Below are 22701 nucleotides of genomic sequence, written 5' to 3'. Positions count from 1 at the left end.
AGTTGAAGGCAACTGTTGGGTATCAATCTGGACCAGGAGCGGCTACAACGGGGGTTCATGGGCCACCATGGACAAATGCATGCGCAACCCGGGATCGGGACATGTCCCGATGCACGGGCGGAGGTGGGAGCCGGCCTGGAAACCGAAGACGCCATGACGCCAGCACCGGAGCCGTCGGGTTCGGGCGCCGCCGAATGGGGCTATCTGCCCGCCACGGGTTTCCGCTCCAGGCGGTCCAACCTGTCCGGCGCCCAGCGGGAGACCTGGGAGCGGCTGTGGCCGACGGTGGGCCGCTCCGAAGTTCCGCGCCGCTTCGAACCGCTGGACACCCGCGCCTGGTTCGGCCGGGAAGCTCCGCTAGTGCTCGAGATCGGTTGCGGCAGCGGCATATCGACGCTGGCAATGGCGCGCGAGGAACCTGAAATCAACGTGATCGCGGTGGAGGTTTACAAGCGGGGCCTGGCCCAGCTGCTGTGCGCGATCGACCGCGAGCAGGTGCGAAACATCCGGTTGATCCGCGGCAACGGGATCGAGGTGCTGCAGCATCTGATCGCGCCGGGTTCGCTGACCGGCTTCCGTCTCTACTTTCCGGACCCGTGGCCGAAGGCGCGTCACCACAAGCGCCGCTTCCTTCAGCCGGGCACGGTTGGCCTGATCGCCGACCGGTTACTCCCCGGTGGTGTGCTGCATGCCGCGACGGATCACAGCGGCTACGCCGAGCAGATGGCTGAGGTCGGCGATGGCGAACCCCGACTGTGTCGCGCCGATCCCGGCAGCCGGCTGCCGATCTCGATAGTCCGCCCGACCACCAAGTACGAGATGAAAGCCCAAGAAGTGGGCAGCTCCGTATCCGAGTTCATTTGGAGAAGGCGCTGAGTATGAGCCTCACGGAAGAAGCGACCGCCACCGCTTCAGCGACGGTGCCGTCCGGCGCCGACCCAGGCGGCCTCGATACGCCGCCGCGGCGCGTGCTGCTGGTTTGGGACGCCCCCAACCTCGACATGGGTCTGGGCTCGATCCTGGGCCGCCGCCCCACGGCGCTGGAACGTCCCCGCTTCGACGCGCTCGGTCGGTGGCTGCTGACGCGGACGGCCGAGGTCAGCGCCGGTCGCCCGGGCGTCGTCGTCGAACCCGAGGCCACCGTGTTCACCAACATCGCCCCGGGCAGCGCCGATGTCGTCCGACCCTGGGTGGATGCGTTGCGTAACGTGGGATTTGCGGTTTTTGCCAAGCCGAAAATAGATGAAGACAGCGATGTCGACCGGGACATGCTCGGGCACATCGAGCTGCGGCGTCAAGAAGGCCTCGCAGCGTTGGTTGTCGCGTCCGCCGACGGTCAAGCGTTCCGTCAGCCGCTGGAAGAAATCGCACGTAGCGGGGTTGGTGGTGCAACGCCTGTCCAAGTAATCGGATTTCGCGAACACGCAAGTTGGGCGCTAGCGTCGGATACCTTGGACTTCGTTGACCTGGAGGACATCGAAGGTGTTTTCCGGGAGCCGTTACCGCGGATCGGTTTGGATTCGCTGCCCGACCAGGGAGCATGGCTGCAGCCGTTCCGGCCGCTGTCCGCGCTATTGACCGCGCGTGTGTGACACTGGAAAACCAATGCGCGGGTCGCTGTTAGTGATCCAGTAAGGAGCTTACGTGTTCGCCTGGTGGGGTCGAACCGTGTACCGCTATCGGTACATCGTGATCGGGGTCATGGTGGCTCTGTGCCTTGGCGGCGGCATCTTCGGGATGAGCCTGGGTAAGCATGTCACGCAGAGTGGTTTCTACGACGAGGGCAGCCAATCCGTCAAGGCCTCGATACTGGGCGACAAGACCTACGGCCGCGACCGCACCAGCCACGTCGTCGCCACCCTCACCGCCCCCAACGGGCAGACGGTTGACGACCAGGCGTGGCGAGAGAAAGTCGTCGGCGAGCTCAACAAGCTGAAGAACGACCACCCCGACCAGATCGTCGGCTGGGCCGGCTGGCTGGCCGCGCCCGAGAGCACCAATCCCATCATCAAAGGGATGGTCTCCGATGACCGAAAACACACCTTCGTCAGCATCCCGCTGAAGGGTGACGACGACGACACCATCCTCAACAACTACAAGGACGTCGTACCGTACCTGCAAAAACTCAACGGCGGTACCGTCCAACTCGCCGGCCTCGAGCCGATAGCCAACGCCCTGACCGGCACCATCGCCACCGACCAGCGCCGCATGGAGGTCCTCGCGGTGCCGTTGGTCGCGGTGGTGCTTTTCTTGGTCTTCGGCGGCGCGGTCGCGGCCGGCCTGCCGGCCATCGTCGGCGGCCTGAGCATCGCGGGCGCGCTGGGCATCTTGCGGCTTGTCGCCATGTTCGGGCCGGTGCACTTTTTCGCCCAGCCGGTGGTCTCGCTGGTCGGTCTGGGTATCGCGATCGACTACGGACTTTTCGTGGTGAGCCGGTTCCGGGAAGAGATCGCCGAGGGCTACGACACCGAGGCCGCGGTGCGGCGCACCGTGATGACCGCCGGGCGGACCATCGTGTTTTCGGCCGTGCTGATCATTGCCTCGAGCGCCAGCCTGCTGGTGTTGCCGCAGGGCTTCGTGCACTCACTGACCTACGCGATCTTCGCCGCGGTGGGCCTTGCTGCCCTGCTGTCGATCACCTTCCTGCCGGCGTGCCTGGGCATCCTGGGGCGCCACGTCGACGCGCTGGGCGTGCGGACCGCGTTCCGGGTGCCGTTCCTGCGCAACTGGAAGTATTCGCGGGCCTACCTCAACTGGCTCGCCGACCGGTTGCAGAAGACCAAGACCCGCGAAGAAGTAGAGGCCGGTTTCTGGGGCAAGCTCGTCAACTTCGTGATGAAACGGCCGCTGGCCTTCGCCATCCCGATCGCCGTCGCCATGATCCTGCTGGTCATCCCGTTGGGCAACCTGTCGTTCGGCGGCATGAGCGAGAAGTACCTGCCGCCCACAAACTCCGTGCGCCTGGCGCAGGAGCATTTCGACAAGCTCTTCCCCGGGTACCGGACCGAGCAGCTGACCGTGGTGATCGAGAGCAACAACCACAGCAAGGTCACCGACCAGCAGGTTGCCGACATCCGCAACCGAATCTCGGGGATCACCGGGTTCACCGACAAGACGTGGGAGGAGCGGCCGTGCCCGACCATCGCCGGCAACCCCTGCGTCGCCGGTCCGAACGGCACCACGCAGCCCAAGGACGACTCGGTGCGCGTGATCCAGAACGGCCTGGTCAACAAGAACGATGCTGCGAAGAAGATCAGCGAACTGCGGGCTATCAACCCACCGAAGGGCCTGACCCTGCTGGTCGGCGGCACGCCGGCGCTGGAACAGGACAGCATCCACAGTTTGTTCGACAAGGCTCCGCTGATGCTCGTGCTGTTGCTCAGCGCCACGATGTTGTTGATGTTCCTGGCGTTCGGGTCGGTGGTGCTACCGGTCAAGGCGGCGGTGATGAGCGCGTTGACGCTCGGGTCGACGATGGGCATCCTGACGTGGATCTTCGTCGACGGGCACTTCTCTACCTGGCTGAATTTCACGCCGACTCCGCTGATGGTGGTGGTGATCGCGTTGGTCGTCGCCGTGGGTTTCGGCCTGGCCACCGACTACGAGGTGTTCCTGGTGTCCCGAATGGTCGAGGCACGCGAACGCGGCATGTCGACCGCGGAAGCCATCCGGATCGGTACCGCGACCACCGGACGCTTGATCACGGCCGCCGCGCTGGTGCTCGCCGTGGTCGCCGGTTCGTTCGTGTTCTCCGACCTTGTGCTGATGAAGTATCTGGCGTTCGGTCTGATGGCTGCGCTGTTGCTGGACGCGACTGTGGTCCGGATGTTCCTGGTGCCCTCGGTGATGAAGCTGCTCGGCGACGACTGCTGGTGGGCTCCGCGCTGGGCCCGGCGGCTGCAGAACAAGATCGGCCTGGGCGAGATCGACCTGCCCGACGAGCGCAAGCGGAGTTCCGTCAACGGCCGGGCGATTCGACCGCCGGTGGCCGCCAGCCTGGTCGCCGCGAAACCGCGTGCGCCGCACGACCCCACGCACCCCGCTTCGCCGCCCGAGCCGTCGCGCGCGAACCGTCCAGGTCCGTCGGCCCAGCCTGAAGTCCGGCCTCCCGCCGAGCTGCCTGCGGGCCCGAGCGCCGCCCGCACACAGTCGCGGCCCAGCCAGCCGACGGAAGCCAAGACAACGCGCTTCTCGGCGCAACCCAACTCCGAGGCCACCACCGCGCGGCCCCCGACGCCGGCACTGCCGCCATCGGCCGGTGAGACGCGGGCGATACCGGCCCCGGGGAACCGGGAGAGCAAGGGCGACCCGGCCGATCCCACCACCGCGCTTCCGGTGATGCGGCCCGACGGCAACGACTCCGACGCTGCCACCGAGAAGATGAACGCGCGCGGCAAGGGCGATAACGGCGAGAATCCGCGTCCGCGGCGCCGCGCCGGCGGCGGGCTGTCCGCGCAGGATCTGCTGCGCCGCGAAGGCCGGTTATAACCCCGTTCGCGTCCTAGTCGGGCTTGCGCTCCGGGTGGTCCGGTTCGAGCTGGAGAATGGCCGTATCCTCGGCGTCGTCGGTCAGCTCTTCGGCTTCGGCCTCCGGATCCCGGGCGAGCAGCACCTGTATCGCATTGTTGAGGAACGCTACCGACGGGACCGCCAGCAGGGCGCCGACAATTCCGGCCAGCACGCCGCCGGTGGAAATGGCCAGCACCACCCCGAGCGGATGAATCGAGACGGCGCGGCCCATCACCAGCGGCTGCAGCAGATGCGACTCGATTTGGTTGATCACGATCAGCAAGCCGAGCGTAAGCAACGCGTAGACGATCCCCTTGGCCAGCAGCGCCACCACCACCGCCACCAACCCCGAGATCAGCGCACCGATCAGCGGTATGAAGGCGCCAAGAAACACCAGCGAGGCCAGGGGCAGCGCGAGCGGCACGCCCATGATGGCCAGCCCGGTACCGACCCCGGCCGCGTCGGTGAAGGCCACCAGGAAGGTGGCCCGGACGTAGGCGATCAGCGATCCGTATCCGGCGCGGCCCGCCTCGCGAACCCGGTCGCGGACGCCGACCGGGACGATCTTGGTCACGTACTGCCAGATGTTGCGGCCGCCGTAGAGGAAGAAAATCAAAGTGAACAGCACCAGGACCGCGGCCGTGAGCAGTTCGGTGATGGTGGCCGCGGTGGACAATGCGCCGCTGGTCAGTTTCGACTGATTGTTGTGCAGCGCCTGGATCGCGGCATTGCCCGCGTTGGTGATCTGTTCACTGCGCAGATGCGCCGGCCCCTCGATCAGCCACCTGCGGGTGGTGTCGATGCTGCGGGTGACCTGCTCGGTCAGATCGGGCAACCCGACGACGAACTGGGTGATGACGAACGTGAGGATGCCGCCCAGCAGCGCGAATCCGCCCAGCAACACCAGCGCGACGGCGCCGCCGCGCGGCAGGCCACGTCGGTCCAGCCAGTCCACCACCGGTACCAGCAGCGCGCTGATCATCAGGGCCAACAGCACCGGGACGACGATGATCTCGAGCTTGGCCACCACCCAAAGCGCGGCGACCGCCGCGGCCAGGATGACCAGCAAACGCCACGCCCAGGCAGCGGTCTTGCGGACAAGGGGTTCGACCGAGGCGTCTTCGGTGTTTGCCGACATCCGGCCAGCCTATCTGCCGCGGCCCTGCTGAGCGGCTGCGTCAGCACGATCCGGTTACGACGGCGACACGCTCGGAGTTGCGCCTCGATTACCGCGCCACCTGCGCGGTTACCCTAAAACACGTGCCGCACGACGCGCCGATCCGCAACCTCCGCTTCCCGGGCGGCGGTGCATTCGCCCCCGAGGGTGAGTTGCCCGCGCCCGCGCGCGGTGGCGAGACGTTGCGGGGCAAGTACTGGTGGGTGCGGTGGGCGATCCTGGGTGTGGTCGCGATCGTGCTCGGCGTCGAGGTCGCGCTGGGCTGGGATCAGCTGGCCAAGGCATGGACGAGCTTGTTCGCGGCCAACTGGTGGTGGTTGCTCGCGGCGGTAGCGGCGGCGGCCGCGTCGATGCACAGCTTCGCCCAGATCCAGCGCACGTTGCTCAAGTCCGCTGGGGTGCACGTGAAGCAACTGCGCTCGGAGGCTGCCTTCTATGCCGCCAACTCACTGAGCACCACGCTGCCCGGCGGGCCGGTGCTGTCGGCAACGTTTCTGCTTCGGCAGCAACGCATTTGGGGCGCCTCGACCGTGGTGGCGTCCTGGCAGCTGGTGATGTCGGGCGTACTGCAGGCCGTGGGTTTGGCGCTGCTCGGGCTGGGCGGCGCCTTCTTCCTGGGCGCAAAGAACAACCCCTTCTCGTTGTTGTTCACCCTCGGCGGCTTCATCGCATTGCTGCTGCTTTCTCAGGCGGTGGCATCTCGGCCGGAGCTGATAGAGGGCATCGGCACCCGCATCCTGTCGCGGTTCAACTCGGTGCGCGGCAAGCCCATCGACACCGGCCTGGCGAAGTGGCGCGAGATCCTGATGCAGCTCGAGTCGGTCAGCCTGGGCCGGCGCGACCTCGGGGTGGCGTTCAGCTGGTCGATGTTCAACTGGATCGCCGACGTGGCCTGCCTGGCGTTCGCCGCGTACGCCGCCGGCGACCACGCATCCATCGCCGGGTTGACGGTCGCCTACGCGGCCGCGCGCGCCGTCGGGACGATTCCGCTGATGCCCGGCGGACTGTTGGTCGTCGAAGCGGTGCTGGTGCCCGGCCTGGTGTCCAGCGGCATGTCGTTGCCCAATGCGATCTCGGCGATGCTGCTCTACCGGCTGATCAGCTGGCTGCTCATCTCCGCTATCGGCTGGGTGGTGTTCTTCTTCGTGTTCCGGACCGAAAAGCCGGACAGCTCCGACGACGACCCGCCAACCGGTCCGCTGCCCGTGATCGAGCCCAGGCTGCGGCACTGGGACGATCCCGCCGCCGACGAGGCCGCGCTGCAGGGTCCGTTACCGCCGCCCGACGCCAACGGCTAGCGATTGTGGCGCTAGCCGACGTTGTTCTGCCGCGACGGGCCACCCAGCGCGCCACCGGCGGGCGGGACCGGCGCGGTCTTCGCGGGCGGGATCCCCAGGCCAGCGGCCGGCGCGGCGGGCAACGCGGGCAAGCCGCCGGCACCCGGCGCCTGCTGCATCATGCCCATCACCTGCGGGATGCTGATCGGCAGCTTGCACTGCGTCGACAGGTTGGTCAGCGGCTGCGCGATGGATGTCATGTCAGCGGCGACCTTCGGATTGGCCTCGAAGTAAGTCTTCAACCCGGTGAATGACTGCGGGCCGGCCTGCTGCTGCAGCATCGAGGTCATCGTCTGGTTGGTCTCGGGATGCGAATCCAGATAGTCGCCCATCGATTTGGAGACCGAACCGATCGTGCGGGCGATTTCGCTGGCGGCGCACGGGTCGTTGGCGCCCGTCGCCGGCGGCCCGGCCATCAGTGCAGCGGCCGCGGCGGGCACTGCGCCGGCGATCACCCCTGCCACGAGCTTGTGTCGTCTGGTCGCAAATAGTTTCTTCATGTCCCCCCCGGCTCGGCCCAGCGACATCCTGCCATCCGGGCCGGTGCCTTGCCAGCTGGGTGACCGAGATCCCGCTTGGTCACCGGTTCGCAACGACTTGGCCGCAGCTTGGCAACAGAGGCGTCTGCGCAGCTCACGAATTCGTTAAGCCGAACTAATGCATAGGCTGCTGCGGTATCGTCGCCACCACGCGTAAGCGAGATATTCGGGGAGCCTGAAATCCAGCAGTTTATGATGCGCCTCAGCCGCAGTCTGCGCAGGTACCGCTGGTTGGTCTTCGCATGCTGGTTGCTGGCGTTGGTCCCGGCGATCTATCTGGCCATGACGCAGTCCGGGAATCTCACCGGCGGTGGTTTCGAAGTGTCCGGCTCCCAGTCGTTGAAGGTCCACGACCAGCTCGAGGATCAGTACCACGACCTCGGAGCCTCCTCGCTTGCGCTGGTCGCCGCCCCTCGCCCCGACGCCAGCTATGAGGACATGAACGACGCCGTGGCACAGCTGCGGCAAATCGCCGGCGAATTTCCCGGCGTGACGGAGAAAACCAACCCCACCCAGCGCCCACCGCAACCCGACCGGCCCTATGTGCTGACGCTGCGGCTCGACTCCCGCAACGCCGGTACCAGCGACATCGCCAAGCGGTTACGCCAAAAAGTGGGCGTCAAGGGCGACCAGTCCGGACAGACCGCGAACGGCCGAGTGCGGCTCTACGTCATCGGGCAGGGCGCGCTGAGTGCCGCCGCCGCGGAAAACACCAAACATGACATCGCCGAGGCGGAACGCTGGAACCTGCCGATTATCCTGATCGTCTTGCTCGCGGTGTTCGGCTCGCTGGCCGCCGCCGCGATACCGCTGGCCCTCGGTGTCTGCACGGTCGTGGTGACCATGGGCCTGGTCTACTTCTTGTCCGCCTTCACCACGATGTCGGTGTTCGTGACCTCGACGGTGTCGATGTTCGGCATCGCGCTCGCGGTGGACTACTCGCTGTTCATCCTGATGCGGTTCCGCGAGGAACTGCGTTCCGGGCGCCAGCACCGCGAAGCGGTAGACGCCGCGATGGCCACCTCCGGACTGGCGGTGGTGCTGTCCGGGATGACCGTCGTCGCCTCGCTCACCGGGATCTACCTGATCAACACCCCGGCGCTGAAATCGATGGCCACCGGCGCGATTCTGGCCGTCGCGGTCGCCATGCTGACATCGACGACCTTGACACCCGCGGCGCTCGCGACGTTCGGCCGGGCCGCCGCCAAGAGATCGATGCTGCTGCACTGGTCGCGCCGCCCGGAGAGCACGCAGTCCCGGTTCTGGAACCGTTGGGTCGCATCGGTGATGCGCCGGCCGTGGATATCGTCAATCGCGGCGGCCACGGTATTGCTTGTGATGGCCGCACCCGCGACATCGATGGTGTTGGGCAACAGCTTGCTGCGCCAGTTCGACTCCGCGCACGAGATCCGCGCCGGCGTCGCCGACGCATCCCAAGCCCTCGGGCCCGGCGCGCTCGGTCCGATCCAGGTCATGGTCAGCTTCCCCGACGGCAATGCGTCCTCGCCCGAGCACACCCAGACGCTGGCCGCTATCCGGCAGCGCATGGCGCAGGCCCCCGACATCGGTTCGGTCACCCCGCCGCAATTCGCCGACGACAACAGCAGCGCTTTGCTGTCGGCGGTGTTGTCGGTCGATCCCGAGGACATGGGCGCCCGGCAATCCGTCGACTGGATGCGCGCCCAGCTACCCAGGGTGCCCAGCGAGGGAACGGCGCGCGTCGATGTCGGCGGCCCGACGGCGTTGATCAAGGATTTCGACGACCGGGTGTCGGCGACCGAGCCGCTGGTGTTGCTCTTCGTCGCGGCGATCGCTTTCGTGATGCTGTTGCTCTCGATCCACTCGGTGTTCTTGGCGTTCAAGGGCGTGCTGATGACACTGCTCTCGGTCGCGGCCGCCTACGGAAGCCTGGTGATGGTGTTCCAGTGGGGGTGGTTGCGGGATCTCGGCTTCGCCCACATCACGTCGATCGATAGCACCGTTCCGCCCCTGGTGCTGGCGATGACGTTCGGGTTGTCGATGGACTACGAGATCTTCCTGCTCACCCGCATCCGGGAACGCTTCCTACACACCGGGAACACCCGCGACGCGGTGGCCTACGGCGTGAGCACCAGCGCCCGCACGATCACCAGCGCCGCGCTGATCATGATCGCGGTGTTCATCGGCTTCGCGTTCGCCGGCATGCCGCTGGTCGCCGAAATCGGGGTGGCGTGCGCCGTGGCGATCGCGGTCGACGCCACGGTGGTGCGGCTGGTGCTGGTGCCGGCGCTGATGGCGATGTTCGCGCAGTGGAACTGGTGGCTGCCGGGATGGCTGCGCCGGGTGCTGCCGTCGGTCGACTTCGACAGGCCGCTGCCCGAGGTCGACCTCGGCGACGTCGTCGTCATCCCCGACGACATCTCGGCGCTGACCGCGCCCAGCGCGGACCTGCGGATGATGCTCAAGTCGGCCGCGAAGCTCAAGCACCTGGCACCCGACGCCATCACCGTGGCCGATCCGCTGGCCTTCACCGGCTGTGGGCGCAACTGCAAGGACACCGAGGAACCCCGCGGCCAGGGGCCCGGACAGATTCCGCATCAGGTCAACATCAGCGAGGACGCCCTCAGCATCGCGGTGGGCGCCGGCGGGCCGAAAAGCGGAACCAACGGCCACCCGCGGGCTCAGTCGGGGGCCAAGAAATTGGTCGACGGCCTGGCGTCGCGCAATAGCATCACCCGAGCCATGCCGTGGGGCGACCGGCCGGTGCATCCGGTCACGCTGTGGCGGGGGCGTTTGTCGGTTGCCATCGACGCACTCGAGGCCGGCGCCAAATCGGCCAACCCGCCGCAATTCGCGCGTCGCAGCCCGGTGGAAACCACCCACGTGCAATTGCCTACCGGCGATCGGCTGCAGGTCCCGACCGGTGCCGAGACATTGCGCCTAAAGGGCTACCTGATCATGTGCCGTAACAGCAGCCGCGATTATGCCGAATTTGCTGACATGGTCGACACATTAGAACCCGAAACAGCGGCAGTGGTGCTGGCCGGAATGGACAGGTATTACTGTTGTCAACCGCCCAGACAGCAATGGATCGCGTCGGAGTTGGTCCGTCAACTCGCGGATCCGCATCCTTCCGATTTGCCTGACGATCATTGGTCAGAACCAGAGGCCAAGGCAGACTGGGATGAGGTCAGGCAGCGCTGCCTGTCGGTGGCCGTCGCAATGCTGGAGGAGGCGAGGTGACGTTGGCAGCCGACCGACGACGCGTGCCGCCGCCCGAGCAGCCCGCCACGGAACCTCGTCCTCATGATCTCGACCAGCCGGTGGAGTTCTGGCCGACCTCCGCCGTCCGCTCGGCGCTGCAGGGCGGCGACATCGACACCTGGAAGCGGATTGCCGCCGCGCTGAAACGCGACCCGTTCGGACGCACCGCCCGCCAGGTGGAGGAAGTCCTCGAGGGCACCCGCCCCTACGGCATCTCCAAGGCACTGTGGGAGGTGCTGGAGCGCGCCCGCACCCACCTGGAGGCAAACGAACGCACCGAGGTGGCCCGCCACGTGCGGCTGCTGATCGAGCGCTCCGGCTTGGCCCAGCAGGAATTCGCGGCCCGCATCGGGGTGGCGGCCGGCGACCTGGCCAGCTACCTCGACGGCAGCGTCAGCCCGTCGGCCTCGCTGATGATCCGGATACGCCGGCTCTCGGACCGGTTCGTGAAGGTGAAGTCACCACCCACGTCCGACTCAATCTGATTCGTCAGCGGGCGTTGATCGGCAGCACGTCGTTGACCAGCCAGTCGCTGCCCCGCTTGACCAGTGCCACCCGCAACGCCGGCGCCGCCCGACTCGGCGGCTGACCGGGAGTGTTCTGGGTTACCCGCAGAATGACCGCAACACTGGCCGCCGTGGGTCCGATCGCCTCGACACCGGCCGCCAGTGTCGAGGCCTGCGCCGTGACATTGCGCTGCCCGAGATCGACGCTGGACTTGTGGTACTGCTCCTTGAACGCGTCCGCGCGCTCGGGCACCATCATCGCCGCGGCCCGGTCGATGGAGCTGGTCGGGGAACTCGGGGTGAACGACGCCATCGCCTCGGCCATCCCGCTGGCGACCTGGACCGCGTCCCGGGAGTCCTTTTTGAAGGCACGGTCGGTGCTGGTCCAGTGCGTGTATCCGGTCAGCACCGCGGCCGACAGGGCGGCCGTGCATAAGAACACGACGGCCAGGCGCAGACCCGGTGCCTCGTCGTCGGTGCCGACGCTGACCGAATCACGGCGCAGCAGCCAGAAATTGACTCCCACCCCCTGCACGATCAGCACCAGCAGAACCGAGCACGCCGACACCCACCACAGCGGCCAGCCGGTAATGACGCCGATCATCAGCAGCGCGCCGATCGTGGCCAACGGCGCCAGCACGTCGAAGGCCAGCAGCCGCCAGAGGTTTCTCATCGGATCGACTCCAGGTGGGAGATCATCAGCTTGCCGTCGACGTTGGAGACGTCGAGGCTCAGGCTCCAGTGCACCGTCTGCGGCTTGGCGCCGACGTTCTCGCTGACCGACGTCGCGACCACCATCACCGAATCCGTCCGGCTGGCGAACGGCGGCAGCTTGGTGGTGACGACCGGCCGCGCGAGACCGGGTTGGGTGTCCAGGTCGTGGTGCAGCGACTCGATCGCCACCGACTCGAGACGCCCACTGCTTTGCGACTGCAGCTTCTCGACCACCTGGCGATAGGGCTGCACCGTCGCGTCGAAGTCGGTGTTGAGCTCGCCGACAGTTCCGTCATGCAAGTGCTGCAGGCTGGCGTCGATGTTGGTGCTGTTCATATTGATCAGCACGCCGGTCCAGTCGGCCGCGGTCTGCATGACGCGACTCAGGTAGCTGCGTTCGGCTGACTCGTCGCGGTGGTCGGACCAGATGATCGCGACGAGCACGACCGCGGCGACCGACAGCACGCCGAGAACTGCCGAGGCGACGCCGTACGGGGAAAGACCCGCATCCTGCGCCTCGTCGGCCTCCGGCGCACTGGCCTCGGCATCCTGCGTGTCTTCGTCGGCCGCCGGTTCGGTCTGTTCGGCCTCAGGCATGGGCGCGAGGTTACCCCGCCGCCGCTCGGGGTCGGCGCAGCAGGCGCCCGGCACGCGGAAGATGGTAAGGATGGCAGGGTGACGTATGCGGCCACCCGCTCCGGCCTCGACCTGAGCCACATCGACGAAAATGCCCGTCCCCAGGACGACCTGTTCGGTTATGTGAACGGTCGCTGGCTGGCCGACTACCAGATTCCCCCGGACCGGGCCACCGACGGCGCCTTCCGCACCCTGTTCGACCAGGCCGAGGAGCAGGTCCGCGACCTGATCATCGAAGCGAGCGAAAGCTGCGCCGCCCACGGTGACGCACAACGCATCGGCGACCTGTACGCCAGCTTCCTCGACGAGGACACCGTCGAGCGCCGGGGCACCCAACCGCTGCACGACGAACTGGCCACCATCGACAACGCCGTCGATGCCGCGGCCCTGGCCGCTGTCGTCGGTGCGTTGCAGCGCACCGGGGTGGGCGGCGGCGTCGGCGTCTACGTGGACACCGACGCCAAGAACTCGACCCGCTACCTGGTGCACGTCAACCAGTCCGGCATCGGGTTGCCCGACGAGTCGTACTACCGCGACGAACAGCACGCCGCGGTCCTCGCGGCTTACCCCGGACACATCGCGCGGATGTTTCACCTGGTGTACGGCGGGGACGCGAAAGACCATGCCGAGACCGCGGCCAGGATCGTGGCGCTGGAGACCAAACTTGCTGCCGCGCACTGGGATGTAGTCAAACGCCGCGACGCCGATCTGACCTACAACCTGCGTACCTTCGCGGCGCTGCAGGCCGAAGGTGCGGGTTTCGACTGGACCGGCTGGGTCACCGCGCTGGGCAGCACTGCCGACGCTGTTGCGGAAATCGTTGTGCGCCAACCTGATTATCTGACCGCCTTCGCGGCGCTATGGGACAGCGAAGACCTCGACGACTGGAAGTGCTGGGCGCGCTGGCGGTTGATCCGCGCCCGCGCCTCGTGGCTGACCGATGCTCTGGTCGCCGCGGACTTCGACTTCTACGGCCGTCTGCTGACCGGGACCGAGCAGATCCGCGACCGCTGGAAGCGCGGCGTTTCGCTGGTGGAGACCCTGATGGGTGACTCCGTCGGAAAGCTATACGTCAAGCGGCATTTCCCGCCGGATGCCAAGGCCCGCATCGACACGCTGGTGGACAACCTGCAAGAGGCCTACCGGGTCAGCATCAGCGACCTGGACTGGATGACGCCGCAGACCCGCGAGCGCGCACTGACCAAGCTGCGTAAGTTCACCGCGAAGGTCGGCTACCCGGCGAAGTGGCGGGACTATTCGCCGCTGGTGATCGACCGCGCCGACCTGTACGGCAACTACCTGCGCGGGTACGCCGTCAATCACGACCGTGAGCTGGCCAAGCTGGGTGGACCGGTGGACCGTGACGAGTGGTTCATGACACCACAGACCGTTAACGCGTACTACAACCCGGGGATGAACGAGATCGTCTTCCCCGCAGCCATTTTGCAGCCGCCGTTCTTCGATGCCCAGGCCGACGATGCCGCCAACTACGGCGGCATCGGGGCGGTGATCGGACACGAGATCGGGCACGGCTTCGACGATCAGGGCGCCAAGTACGACGGCGACGGCAATCTGGTCGACTGGTGGACCGACGACGACCGCAGCGAGTTCGGCGCCCGCACCAAGGCGTTGATCGAGCAGTACGAGGCGTACATCCCCCGCGAGCTCGGCGACACCCACCACGTCAACGGCGCCTTCACCGTCGGTGAGAACATCGGCGATCTGGGTGGGCTGTCTATCGCGCTGCTGGCCTATCAGCTGTCGCTGGGCGGCGAGCCTGCCCCGGTGATCGACGGCCTGACCGGCGTGCAACGGGTACTCTACGGCTGGGCCCAAGTTTGGCGCACTAAATCCCGTGAGGCAGAAGCGATCCGGCGACTAGCAGTGGATCCGCACTCGCCGCCGGAGTTCCGGTGCAACGGCGTGATCCGCAACCTGGACGCCTTTTACCAAGCCTTCGACGTGGCCGAGGACGACGCGTTGTTCCTGGCGCCGCAGCGCCGGGTCAGGATCTGGAACTGACCCCAGCCAACGCCTCGATGCGGGCCGGTACGTGCTTGTGCCAGGGCGTTCCGGCGTAGGAGTCGCGCCACCCGGTTGACGTCAGCGCGTTGGGTGCGACGCCGGGAATGACCGTTCGCCCGTCCTGATCGACGTAGTCGAGCCCAAAACCGTTGGGCAGGGCCGCATGTCCGGGAAGCATCGTCTCGGTGATCTCGACGGTCGCCTCGGCGCTGCCGGCCGCGGTGGTGATGCGAGCCCGAGCGCCGTCAACGAGTCCGAGGTTCTGCGCATCTTCGACGCTGACGCGAAGGGCTCCATCGGTGTCGCGTTTACGCCAGGACGGGTCGCGGAATATGTCGTTGGCGGTGTATGCGCGCCGCTCGCCCACCGAGAGCACGATCGGCAATTCCGACGTGGTCAGTTGTGGCGGCGTGGCGGCGAGCGCCCGCAAATCGTCTAGCATTTCCGGGATTTCGAGGGCGATCTTGTGATCGGAATGGCTGATCAGCGCGAAGTCGTCCTCGTAGTTGTGCGCGGTGAAGACGACGCCCGACGGGCTGTTCATGATGGCGTCGAACAGTGCGTTGCCGTCGGTATGTCCAGCTCGCCGCACGGCGTCGGGATAGGTCATCGCCGTCTTCTGGGCCAACCCCCACACCGCGGCCGCCCCGGCCATGCCGTCGGGCAGCGTCGGCCCGAGTGTTTCGTAGAGCAGGTACGGAACCAGGCGCGCCATCGTCGGATTGCCCGCGACGGCGGTGAGGAACGCCTCGGCGTAAGCCTCGCGGCCCTGTTGGGCGGCCTCGTGCAGCGGCCGTAGCTCCGCGTCGTCCAGGACGCCGAGCGCCCGCACCAGCCGAGCCCAGATCTCCGGTTCGGGCAGCGTTCCCGCCAGCGGTTTGAGCAGCGGTCGGCGCAGGTGAAAGCCGTTGTGCGGGAACTCGAAATTGAAGAATGTGGCTTCGGTCTTCTCGTATTGCGACGCCGCGGGCAACACGTAGTGAGCCAGTCGTGCGGTCTCGGTCATCGCGACATCGACGACTACCATCAGTTCCAGGGATTCAAATGCCGCCCGGCACGCCGTCGAGTCGGCCAGCGAGTGCGCGGGATTTCCGCTTTCGACGATCATCGCCCGGAATCGGTCCGGGTGATCGGTGAGGATTTCCTCGGGCACGACATTGGACGGGATCAGGCCGGCGATGATCGGCGCACCGGTGACGGGTGTGCGGCCCGAAACGGTGCTGAACAACGGCGCCACCGACGAATGCAGGTGCTGGCCACCCTTTTTCCCGAAGTTTCCGGTGAGAATCCAGAGCAGCTTGTTCAGGTAGGAACTCAGCGTGCTGTTGGGCGCCTGCTGAATTCCGAGATCTTCGAAAACCGAGACACTCTCGGCGGTGCCGATGCGCCGGGCCGCGGTCCGCAGCAGCTCTTCGTCCACCCCGCAACGCTGGGCGTAGTCAGCGACCGGGACGTCGCGCAGCGCGTCGCGCACGGTCTCGACACCGTGCGCGTACTCGGCGAGAAATGCTTCGTTACAAAGGTTTTCCTGAACCAGCACCGCGGCCAGGGCGGCCAGGCACCAGGCGTCGGTGCCCGGTCGCACCCGCAGATGGAAGTCGGACATCTTGGCGGTGTCGGTGACGACGGGGTCGATGACGATCATCGATCGCGTGGGGTCCTTGGCGATCTCGTTGAGCACAACCCGGGCTCGGGGAAAGCTCTGCGACATCCACGGGTTCTTGCCGACGAACACCGACACCTCGGCGTGCTCGAACTCGCCGCGGGTGTGCCCGCCGTAGAGGTGCGCGTCGACCCAAGCCTCGCCGGTCTTCTCCTGTGCCAACGCATTTGACCGATATTTCGACCCGAGGGCCTTCAGGAAGGCGCCGCTGTATGCCCCGCCCAGGTGGTTGCCCTGCCCGCCGCCGCCATAGTAGAAGATCTTGTCCCCACCATAGGTGTCACGGATGTGCTTGAAACCCTCGGCAATCTCCACGATCGCGGTGTCCCAGTCGATTTCCTCGAACGTGCCATCGGCGCGACGGCGCATTGGCGAGGTCAGGCGAGCACGGTTGTTCTGGTAGTGGTCCAGTCGCAACGCCTTGTTGCAGGTGTAGCCCTGCGACGCCGGATGGTTCTTGTCGCCGCGGATGCGGGCCAGCGTGCGATCTTCGACGTTTACGACGATGCCGCAGTTGCATTCGCAGAGGATGCATGCGGTTGACTGCCACTCAGCGGCCATCGCGGGACTTCCTTTCGGATTACTTTTCTAACGCAGCCAGCAGCAAGTTGCGCAGCTGACGGTGAATGAGATCCAGCGGCGCCACGTCGCGCCGCACCCTTGCCAGCACAATGGCGCCCTCCAGCGCCGAGGTCGTCAGCACCGACAGCTCATGGGCCTGCTCGGCCGGGATGCCGTCGGAGATCAGGCGCTGCGCTATCTGACTGGTCCAGCGGTCGAACACCGCTGCCGCCCGTTCGACCACGGGCAGCATCCGCTCGCGGTCCTGCTCGTCACCGGATTCCACGGAGACCGCCACGATCGGGCAGCCGGCCCGGAAGTCACTGTCGAGCAGTTGGCGCCGATACTTGTCCATCAGCGTGTCCAGCAGGTCAAGGCCGCTGCCGACCCGGTCGATGACGGCACCGACGTGATCGCCGGCATAGTCGACCGCCTCGCAGAGCAGTTGGGTTCGCCCGCCGGGGAAGTAGTGGTAGGCCGACCCGCGCGGCGCGCGGCTGTGCTGCAGAACGTCCGAAATCGCGGTGGCGTGGGCGCCCCCTTCCCGGATCAACAACGCAGCGGAGATGACCATCCGCTCGCGGGGACTTCGCATCGGGGCTCCTCTCAGCCTATGTATGATGCTATACATAATTCGCCTGCTAGCGGAAGTTCTCGGTAGCAAATTGGCGGGATCAGTCGTCGCGGCGGCCGTGCGAACCGGGCGCGGGCGGATCTTGCGCGGCTTCCCTACCAGAGGCCCAAAGAACCTCGAACAGGTTGCGCTGCATCTCGACGTACTCGAGGCTCTCGACCACCAGAGCAAAGTTTTCGCGCTTGGACGAAATCATCGCCGCCGACACATCGCCGATGATCATCGACATCGTGAAGACATATTCGGCGGGCACATACCGGGTGCGGCGATAGTCGCGCTGGCTGGTGGGCCAGCCGCCGGGCAGGTCCTTCTCGGGTGAGCGCAGCACATGCAGCCACAACTGACGCGCACGACGGCCGGCGATGTACTCCTCCATCGCCTCGACTCCCGGCACACTCAACAAGTCGCGCATCGACAGCACACCGCGCACCGGCGAAGACCAGTCCAGGGTTTCGAACAAGGCGGTCCTGATGCCAGTCGCGCCCTCTAGATATCGCATCCGGGGGGCCGTGCCGGCCTTGGCATGAAAGGCGCGCAGTTGTGGCACCACCGATTCCAGGACCCGGCGCCGCTGACTCCATTCGTCCAGCAGGCGTTGCGGATCTGCCGCTCGCACAATGATTCTGGGGCGTCCGCTGGCTTTGGGGTCATCGTGATGGCTACCGCCTTCGATCAGCGAGATCAACCCACGCTGGGCAAGGCGTTTGGCGATGTCGTACGCGTTGGTGCGGCCGATCCGCGACGCCTCGGCGAGTTGGGCAATGGTTGCCGAGTCCATGTTGAGCGCGGCCAGGTAGAACTGAGCCTCCTTCGGTTCAAGCCCGGCTTCAACGAGCTCTGCCCACATTGCGTGTCTCTCCGATCAGATCTGCGTCAATGGACCAGGGCCTTTTCCACACCGACGCCCGTGAGGGATCGCACCTCCATTTCAGCTTGCTTGGCCGGATCCTCGGGCTGGCGTCGCCCGACGTAGCTGCCGACAATGCCGAGCGCGAACGCCAGCGGAATGCTGACAATGCCCGGGTTCGCCAGCGGAAACCAGGCGAAGTCGGCGTGCGGGAACATCGCCGAGCGATTTCCGGAAACCGCGGGCGAGAAGATGATGAGCACCAGGCAACTGAGTAGCCCGCCGTAGATGCTGAACAAGGCGCCGACGGTGTTGAACTGCTTCCAGAACAACGAATACAGCAGGGTCGGTAGGTTGGCCGAGGCGGCGACGGCAAATGCCAGAGCCACCAGGAACGCCACATTCTGGCCCATCGCCAGGATTCCGAGAACGATGGCCAGGATGCCGATCACCACGACCATGAATCGCGACACCCGAACCTGTTGTGCCTCGGAGGCCGCACCCCTTTTGATCACGCCGGCGTAGATGTCGTGGGCGAACGAGGTGGCTGCGGTGATCGCCAGACCGGCCACCACGGCCAGGATCGTCGCGAATGCGACGGCGGCGATCACACCGAGGAATACTATCCCGCCCAATTTGAACGCGAGCAACGGCGCGGCGGAGTTCTCCTTGCCCGCGGTCGCAAGGATCACGTCGGGGCCGACCAGCCAGGCCGCGCCATAACCGATGGCCAACGAGAACAGGTAGAAAAGGCCGATCGCGCCGATCGCCCACGTCACTGAGCGGCGTGCCTGGATGGCGGTGGGGACCGTGTAGAAGCGCATCAGCACGTGGGGCAATCCGGCGGTGCCCAGCACCAAAGCAATCCCCAGCGACAGGAAGTCCAGTTTGGTGATTGCTGTGGCGCCGTACTTGGCACCCGGTTCCAGGATGTTGTGACCGGCGACGGCATGGTTTTTCGAATGATCCACCACGCCTTGCGCGTTGGCGAGCAGTTGGGAGAAGTTGCCGCGCACCGCGATCACGACCAGTGCAAACATGATCGCCGCGCCCGTGACCAGCAGAACGGCCTTCACCATCTGGACGTACGTCGTACCCTTCATTCCGCCGATGAGCACGTAGGCGATCATCAACGCGCCGACGACCGCGACCACCGCCGACTGGCCCACTTCACTTTTGACGTCGAGCAACAACGCGACCAGTCCGCCGGCGCCGGCCATCTGGGCGAGCAGGTAGAACAGCGACACGGTCAGGGTTGACACCGCCGCAGCCATCCGGACGCGACGTTGGTTGAGCCGGAAGCTCAACACGTCGGCCATCGTGAATCGGCCGGTATTGCGCAGCAACTCCGCGACCAGGAGCAGCGCCACCAGCCACGCCACCAAGAAGCCGATCGAGTAGAGGAATCCGTCATAGCCGTAGACCGCGATGGCGCCGGACACGCCGAGAAACGACGCCGCCGACAGGTAGTCGCCGGAGATGGCGAATCCGTTTTGGGCTCCGGTGAATTCACCGCCGCCGGTGTAGAAATCGCTGGGCTTCTTGGTGCTGCGGCCGGCCCAGATCACCAACGCCATGGTGCCGATCACGAAAACCGCGAAGACTCCGATGTTGATCAGTGGATTTCCGACGTTGGCGGCAGCCACCAGCCTGGCGGTCACGCGCCGGCTCCTTCCAGTTCGGCGCGGATCTTCGCGGCCCGCGGATCGAGCGTTCGGCCGGCGAACCTCACGTACAGAATCGTGATCCCGAAGGTCGTGACGAATTGCCCAAAGCCAAGCACTACACCGAGATTGATGTGACCGAACACCTTTGTCGCCATGAACGCGTGCGCGTAGGTGGCGAGCAACATGTAGACCAGGTACCAGGCCAGGAAGAACGCCGTCATCGGAAAGACGAATCGGCGCAGCCGGTGTCGCAGTTCCTGGAACTCCGGGGAGGCTTGCACTCGCGCGAAGTCGTCAAGACTCGGCGTTGTGCGCACCGCGCGATGCTCTGCTGGCCGACCGGTATCGAGACTTACCGGAGCCGAATTAGTGGACACATAGCCATTATTGGGCGGCTGCAGCGGCGCACCAGGCGCCGCAGCACCACGTTGCTGCTCGCTACTCGTTGTTGGCTGTGACACGTGAACCTCCGAATTCAGCGCAAAATAGTGCGTCGAGAAACGTCGACACACTTGATGACAGCTTCGAATAGTGTTGTGCATCACTATAAGTGGCGATTCTTCATCGGCAACTCAGCGGTGGAAGGCTTTACCTCCTAGCTGCTCGGTAGAAACTTCCAGCCGCTCGTGGTTGTCGAGAAATGTCGACAATCGCAGCGGAATCGTTGACAGGACAATCTAATTGATAGTCAATCGGTCAGGGATAAGGTGGGATTCGCGGGTCGATCGGAACCCGCAATATTGTCGATAGATCAAAACAGTCTCGAGAAGGGCAACGACATGTCGTCACTCGACCTCCCGAAGGTGGCGGTCGCCGCCGTGAACGCGGCGCCCGTCTTTCTCGACCTGCAGGCCAGCCTCGACAAGGTCGATAGCCTGGTGGCAACCGCAGCTCGAGACGGGGCGCAGTTGGTCGTTTTCGGTGAGGCGTTTCTTGCCGGATTCCCGGTCTGGAACGCTGTTCTGCCTCCGATCGATCAGCATGACTGGCACGAGCGACTCGTTGCCGAATCGATCGTGGTACCCAGTCCCGCTACGGATCGACTCGGTCGCATCGCCCGCACGCACGGGGTGACATTGTCGGTGGGGATAAACGAACGCAACCCCGACAGCTTGGGCCAACTCTGGAACTCGAACCTGGTGTTCGACCCGAGCGGCCGGCTGGTGAATCACCGCCGCAAGCTCGTGGCCACCTGGTACGAGCGCCTGACCTGGTCCCACGGAGACGCTCACGACCTGCGGCCGGTCGAACTCGGCGGGTGGCGCCTCGGTGCGCTCATCTGCGGCGAAAACACTAATACGCTGGCGAGATTCACTCTGCTCGCCCAGGGGGAACGGCTGCATATCGCGACCTATCCACCGGCTTGGCCGTTCGACGGCCGGTCCGAGGACTTCGACTACGACCTCGCCGAGTTCATCCGTCTTCGCAGCGCCGCCCACGCGTTCGAGGGCAAGGTGTTCGTCGTGGTCGCCGCGACGACGTTGGACGAGACTGCCATCCGTGCGGTCGCCCGCGGCGATGCTCGCATCGAAAAGGCATTGACGGCAGCCCCTCCCGCCGCGATGGTGATCGGCCCCGACGGTCAGGTCGTCGCCGGGCCGATGACCCAGCCGGAAGGGATCCTGCACGCCGAGGTCGACCTGAGCAAAGAGGTCATCGCCAAGCAGGCCCACGACATCGTGGGCACCTACAACCGCGCGGACATCTTCAGCCTGTCAGTCGACATGAGCCGGCCGCTGATTCTGCGTGCGAATCACCATGCGAGCGAATCGAATCGGTCCGACGCGCCGTTGTCGACCACCGACGAACACCTGGTCGTCACGAACAATCTCGGCCCGGACCGCCTGCCGTCCGGCTAGTTGGTTATCCAGTCGCTGGAACCGTCGTTCTTCTTGTACGAGCCGCCGCTGGAGTTCTTCACGATGATCGGATCGCCCGTGCCGAAATTGTCGAAGAACCACTTCGCGTTGCTGGGGCTGATATTGATGCAGCCGTGGCTGACGTCGCGCTTGCCCTGGTCGTTAACCGACCACGGGGCGCTGTGCACGAAGTCGCCGACATTGTCGAACCGCACAGCCAGCTCGACAGTCACCTTGTAGCCGTACGTCGAATTCACCGGGACCCCGTAGGTCGACGAGTCCATCACCACCGAAGGCATCTTCTCTTGCACGTAGTAGGTGCCGTTGGGGGTCTGGTGGTTACCGGCGGTCATGCCCATCGACATCGGAATGGTCTTCTCCACCACGCCATTACGCGTGACCGTCAGTTGGTGCGTGGCGTCGTCGGCCGTCGCCACCAGGCTGTCTCCGGTCCGGAAGCTGGACTTGGTGCCACCGGCATCGATGTTCACCGCGGTGTTGGCGGGCCAGAAACTCGTTGGACGCCAACGCAATTGGGTCGGTGTCATCCAGTAGAACTTGCCCGGGACAGGCGGGATCGACGACACGTGCACGGCAGCTTGAGCCGCGCCGGAGTCATCGACCCGGCCGGGGAAATTGATGATAATCGGCTGTCCGACGCCCACCATTGAGCCGGTTTTCGGGACGAACGTGGGCGCACCGAATGGCGCCGTGCCGGTAAACGGGGTCGGGTCCTGCCCGTCGGCGGCACCCGCGGCGGCCGGCACTGCCATCGGCGGCGCCC

The 22701-nt window shown here is 65.8% G+C and carries 18 protein-coding genes; 8 read left to right on the top strand and 10 right to left on the bottom strand.

Going from position 1 to position 22701, the window contains the following annotated elements:
* The first annotated feature begins 57 nt into the window (after positions 1-57).
* From trmB to DB708_RS11850, 3 genes are read left to right on the top strand one after another with little or no spacing between them, the layout of a single operon-like run.
* A complete protein-coding gene (gene trmB, locus DB708_RS11860; protein ID WP_108922099.1) occupies positions 58-876 on the top strand; it encodes a tRNA (guanosine(46)-N7)-methyltransferase TrmB in 819 nt (272 codons plus the stop codon).
* 2 nt (positions 877-878) lie between these two features.
* A complete protein-coding gene (locus DB708_RS11855) occupies positions 879-1592 on the top strand; it encodes a PIN domain-containing protein (protein ID WP_108922098.1) in 714 nt (237 codons plus the stop codon).
* A 52-nt stretch (positions 1593-1644) separates the two neighbouring features.
* The gene (locus DB708_RS11850) at positions 1645-4488 is read left to right on the top strand and encodes an MMPL family transporter (protein WP_108922097.1); all 2844 of its coding nucleotides are present in this window, start codon (positions 1645-1647) and stop codon (positions 4486-4488) included.
* A 13-nt stretch (positions 4489-4501) separates the two neighbouring features.
* Here the strand turns inward: DB708_RS11850 and DB708_RS11845 are convergent, their stop codons facing one another.
* On the bottom strand, positions 4502-5647 hold the full coding sequence (locus DB708_RS11845; RefSeq protein WP_108922096.1) for an AI-2E family transporter: 1146 nt from the start codon (positions 5645-5647) through the stop codon (positions 4502-4504).
* A gap of 122 nt (positions 5648-5769) precedes the next feature.
* Between DB708_RS11845 and DB708_RS11840 the strand changes: the two genes are divergently transcribed.
* Entirely contained in the window at positions 5770-6984 is a 1215-nt protein-coding gene (locus DB708_RS11840) for a lysylphosphatidylglycerol synthase transmembrane domain-containing protein (RefSeq protein WP_409347589.1), read from the top strand.
* 11 nt (positions 6985-6995) lie between these two features.
* On the opposite strand, the gene DB708_RS11835 is transcribed toward DB708_RS11840, so the two are convergent.
* Positions 6996-7523 carry a hemophore gene (locus DB708_RS11835; protein WP_108922095.1) on the bottom strand — a complete coding sequence of 176 codons (528 nt, stop codon included), beginning with the start codon at positions 7521-7523 and terminating at the stop codon, positions 6996-6998.
* A 231-nt stretch (positions 7524-7754) separates the two neighbouring features.
* Between DB708_RS11835 and DB708_RS11830 the strand changes: the two genes are divergently transcribed.
* Both DB708_RS11830 and DB708_RS11825 read left to right on the top strand, forming a co-directional pair.
* Positions 7755-10784 carry an MMPL family transporter gene (locus DB708_RS11830; RefSeq protein WP_108922094.1) on the top strand — a complete coding sequence of 1010 codons (3030 nt, stop codon included), beginning with the start codon at positions 7755-7757 and terminating at the stop codon, positions 10782-10784.
* Complete coding sequence (locus DB708_RS11825) at positions 10781-11290, top strand: helix-turn-helix domain-containing protein (RefSeq protein ID WP_108922093.1); 510 nt, start codon at positions 10781-10783, stop codon at positions 11288-11290. The genes DB708_RS11830 and DB708_RS11825 overlap by 4 nt, the downstream gene beginning before the upstream one ends.
* A gap of 4 nt (positions 11291-11294) precedes the next feature.
* Here the strand turns inward: DB708_RS11825 and DB708_RS11820 are convergent, their stop codons facing one another.
* Both DB708_RS11820 and DB708_RS11815 read right to left on the bottom strand, forming a co-directional pair.
* Positions 11295-11984 carry a hypothetical protein gene (locus DB708_RS11820; RefSeq protein ID WP_108922092.1) on the bottom strand — a complete coding sequence of 230 codons (690 nt, stop codon included), beginning with the start codon at positions 11982-11984 and terminating at the stop codon, positions 11295-11297.
* Entirely contained in the window at positions 11981-12622 is a 642-nt protein-coding gene (locus tag DB708_RS11815; protein WP_108922277.1) for a hypothetical protein, read from the bottom strand. The genes DB708_RS11820 and DB708_RS11815 overlap by 4 nt, the downstream gene beginning before the upstream one ends.
* Positions 12623-12700: 78 nt before the next feature.
* Between DB708_RS11815 and DB708_RS11810 the strand changes: the two genes are divergently transcribed.
* A complete protein-coding gene (locus DB708_RS11810) occupies positions 12701-14683 on the top strand; it encodes a M13 family metallopeptidase (RefSeq protein WP_108922091.1) in 1983 nt (660 codons plus the stop codon).
* On the opposite strand, the gene DB708_RS11805 is transcribed toward DB708_RS11810, so the two are convergent.
* The 5 genes from DB708_RS11805 to DB708_RS27650 form a co-directional block, all read right to left on the bottom strand.
* A complete protein-coding gene (locus tag DB708_RS11805) occupies positions 14667-16910 on the bottom strand; it encodes a molybdopterin-dependent oxidoreductase (protein ID WP_108922090.1) in 2244 nt (747 codons plus the stop codon). The two genes, DB708_RS11810 and DB708_RS11805, sit on opposite strands and share 17 nt — an antisense overlap.
* A 19-nt stretch (positions 16911-16929) precedes the next feature.
* Positions 16930-17505, bottom strand: coding sequence for a TetR/AcrR family transcriptional regulator (locus DB708_RS11800; RefSeq protein WP_108922089.1), 576 nt, complete (start codon positions 17503-17505; stop codon positions 16930-16932).
* 79 nt (positions 17506-17584) lie between these two features.
* On the bottom strand, positions 17585-18391 hold the full coding sequence (locus DB708_RS11795) for a TrmB family transcriptional regulator (protein WP_108922088.1): 807 nt from the start codon (positions 18389-18391) through the stop codon (positions 17585-17587).
* A gap of 26 nt (positions 18392-18417) precedes the next feature.
* A complete protein-coding gene (locus DB708_RS11790; RefSeq protein ID WP_108922087.1) occupies positions 18418-20052 on the bottom strand; it encodes a solute symporter family protein in 1635 nt (544 codons plus the stop codon).
* A complete protein-coding gene (locus tag DB708_RS27650; protein WP_235616734.1) occupies positions 20049-20375 on the bottom strand; it encodes a DUF485 domain-containing protein in 327 nt (108 codons plus the stop codon). The genes DB708_RS11790 and DB708_RS27650 overlap by 4 nt, the downstream gene beginning before the upstream one ends.
* 462 nt (positions 20376-20837) lie before the next feature.
* On the opposite strand from DB708_RS27650, the gene DB708_RS11780 reads away from it, so the two are divergent.
* Positions 20838-21917 carry a carbon-nitrogen hydrolase family protein gene (locus tag DB708_RS11780; protein WP_108922276.1) on the top strand — a complete coding sequence of 360 codons (1080 nt, stop codon included), beginning with the start codon at positions 20838-20840 and terminating at the stop codon, positions 21915-21917.
* Here DB708_RS11780 and DB708_RS11775 read toward each other — a convergent pair.
* A partial coding sequence (locus DB708_RS11775; RefSeq protein WP_108922085.1) for a L,D-transpeptidase occupies positions 21914-22701 on the bottom strand: 788 nt, incomplete at its 5' end. The two genes, DB708_RS11780 and DB708_RS11775, sit on opposite strands and share 4 nt — an antisense overlap.

Source organism: Mycobacterium montefiorense (genome assembly GCF_003112775.1).
Lineage (GTDB): Bacteria > Actinomycetota > Actinomycetes > Mycobacteriales > Mycobacteriaceae > Mycobacterium > Mycobacterium montefiorense.
This window is presented reverse-complemented; position numbering and strand designations above follow the sequence as displayed.

What these genes read in the sequence shown, in the direction of transcription:
- trmB (WP_108922099.1), top strand. Translation starts at nt 58, where the DNA reads ATGGGCCACCATGGACAAATGCATGCGCAACCCGGGATCGGGACATGT.
- DB708_RS11855 (WP_108922098.1), top strand. Translation starts at nt 879, where the DNA reads ATGAGCCTCACGGAAGAAGCGACCGCCACCGCTTCAGCGACGGTGCCG.
- DB708_RS11845 (WP_108922096.1), bottom strand. Translation starts at nt 5,647, where the DNA reads ATGTCGGCAAACACCGAAGACGCCTCGGTCGAACCCCTTGTCCGCAAG.
- DB708_RS11835 (WP_108922095.1), bottom strand. Translation starts at nt 7,523, where the DNA reads ATGAAGAAACTATTTGCGACCAGACGACACAAGCTCGTGGCAGGGGTG.
- DB708_RS11830 (WP_108922094.1), top strand. Translation starts at nt 7,755, where the DNA reads ATGATGCGCCTCAGCCGCAGTCTGCGCAGGTACCGCTGGTTGGTCTTC.
- DB708_RS11820 (WP_108922092.1), bottom strand. Translation starts at nt 11,984, where the DNA reads ATGAGAAACCTCTGGCGGCTGCTGGCCTTCGACGTGCTGGCGCCGTTG.
- DB708_RS11815 (WP_108922277.1), bottom strand. Translation starts at nt 12,622, where the DNA reads ATGCCTGAGGCCGAACAGACCGAACCGGCGGCCGACGAAGACACGCAG.
- DB708_RS11805 (WP_108922090.1), bottom strand. Translation starts at nt 16,910, where the DNA reads ATGGCCGCTGAGTGGCAGTCAACCGCATGCATCCTCTGCGAATGCAAC.
- DB708_RS11800 (WP_108922089.1), bottom strand. Translation starts at nt 17,505, where the DNA reads ATGCGAAGTCCCCGCGAGCGGATGGTCATCTCCGCTGCGTTGTTGATC.
- DB708_RS11795 (WP_108922088.1), bottom strand. Translation starts at nt 18,391, where the DNA reads ATGTGGGCAGAGCTCGTTGAAGCCGGGCTTGAACCGAAGGAGGCTCAG.
- DB708_RS11780 (WP_108922276.1), top strand. Translation starts at nt 20,838, where the DNA reads ATGTCGTCACTCGACCTCCCGAAGGTGGCGGTCGCCGCCGTGAACGCG.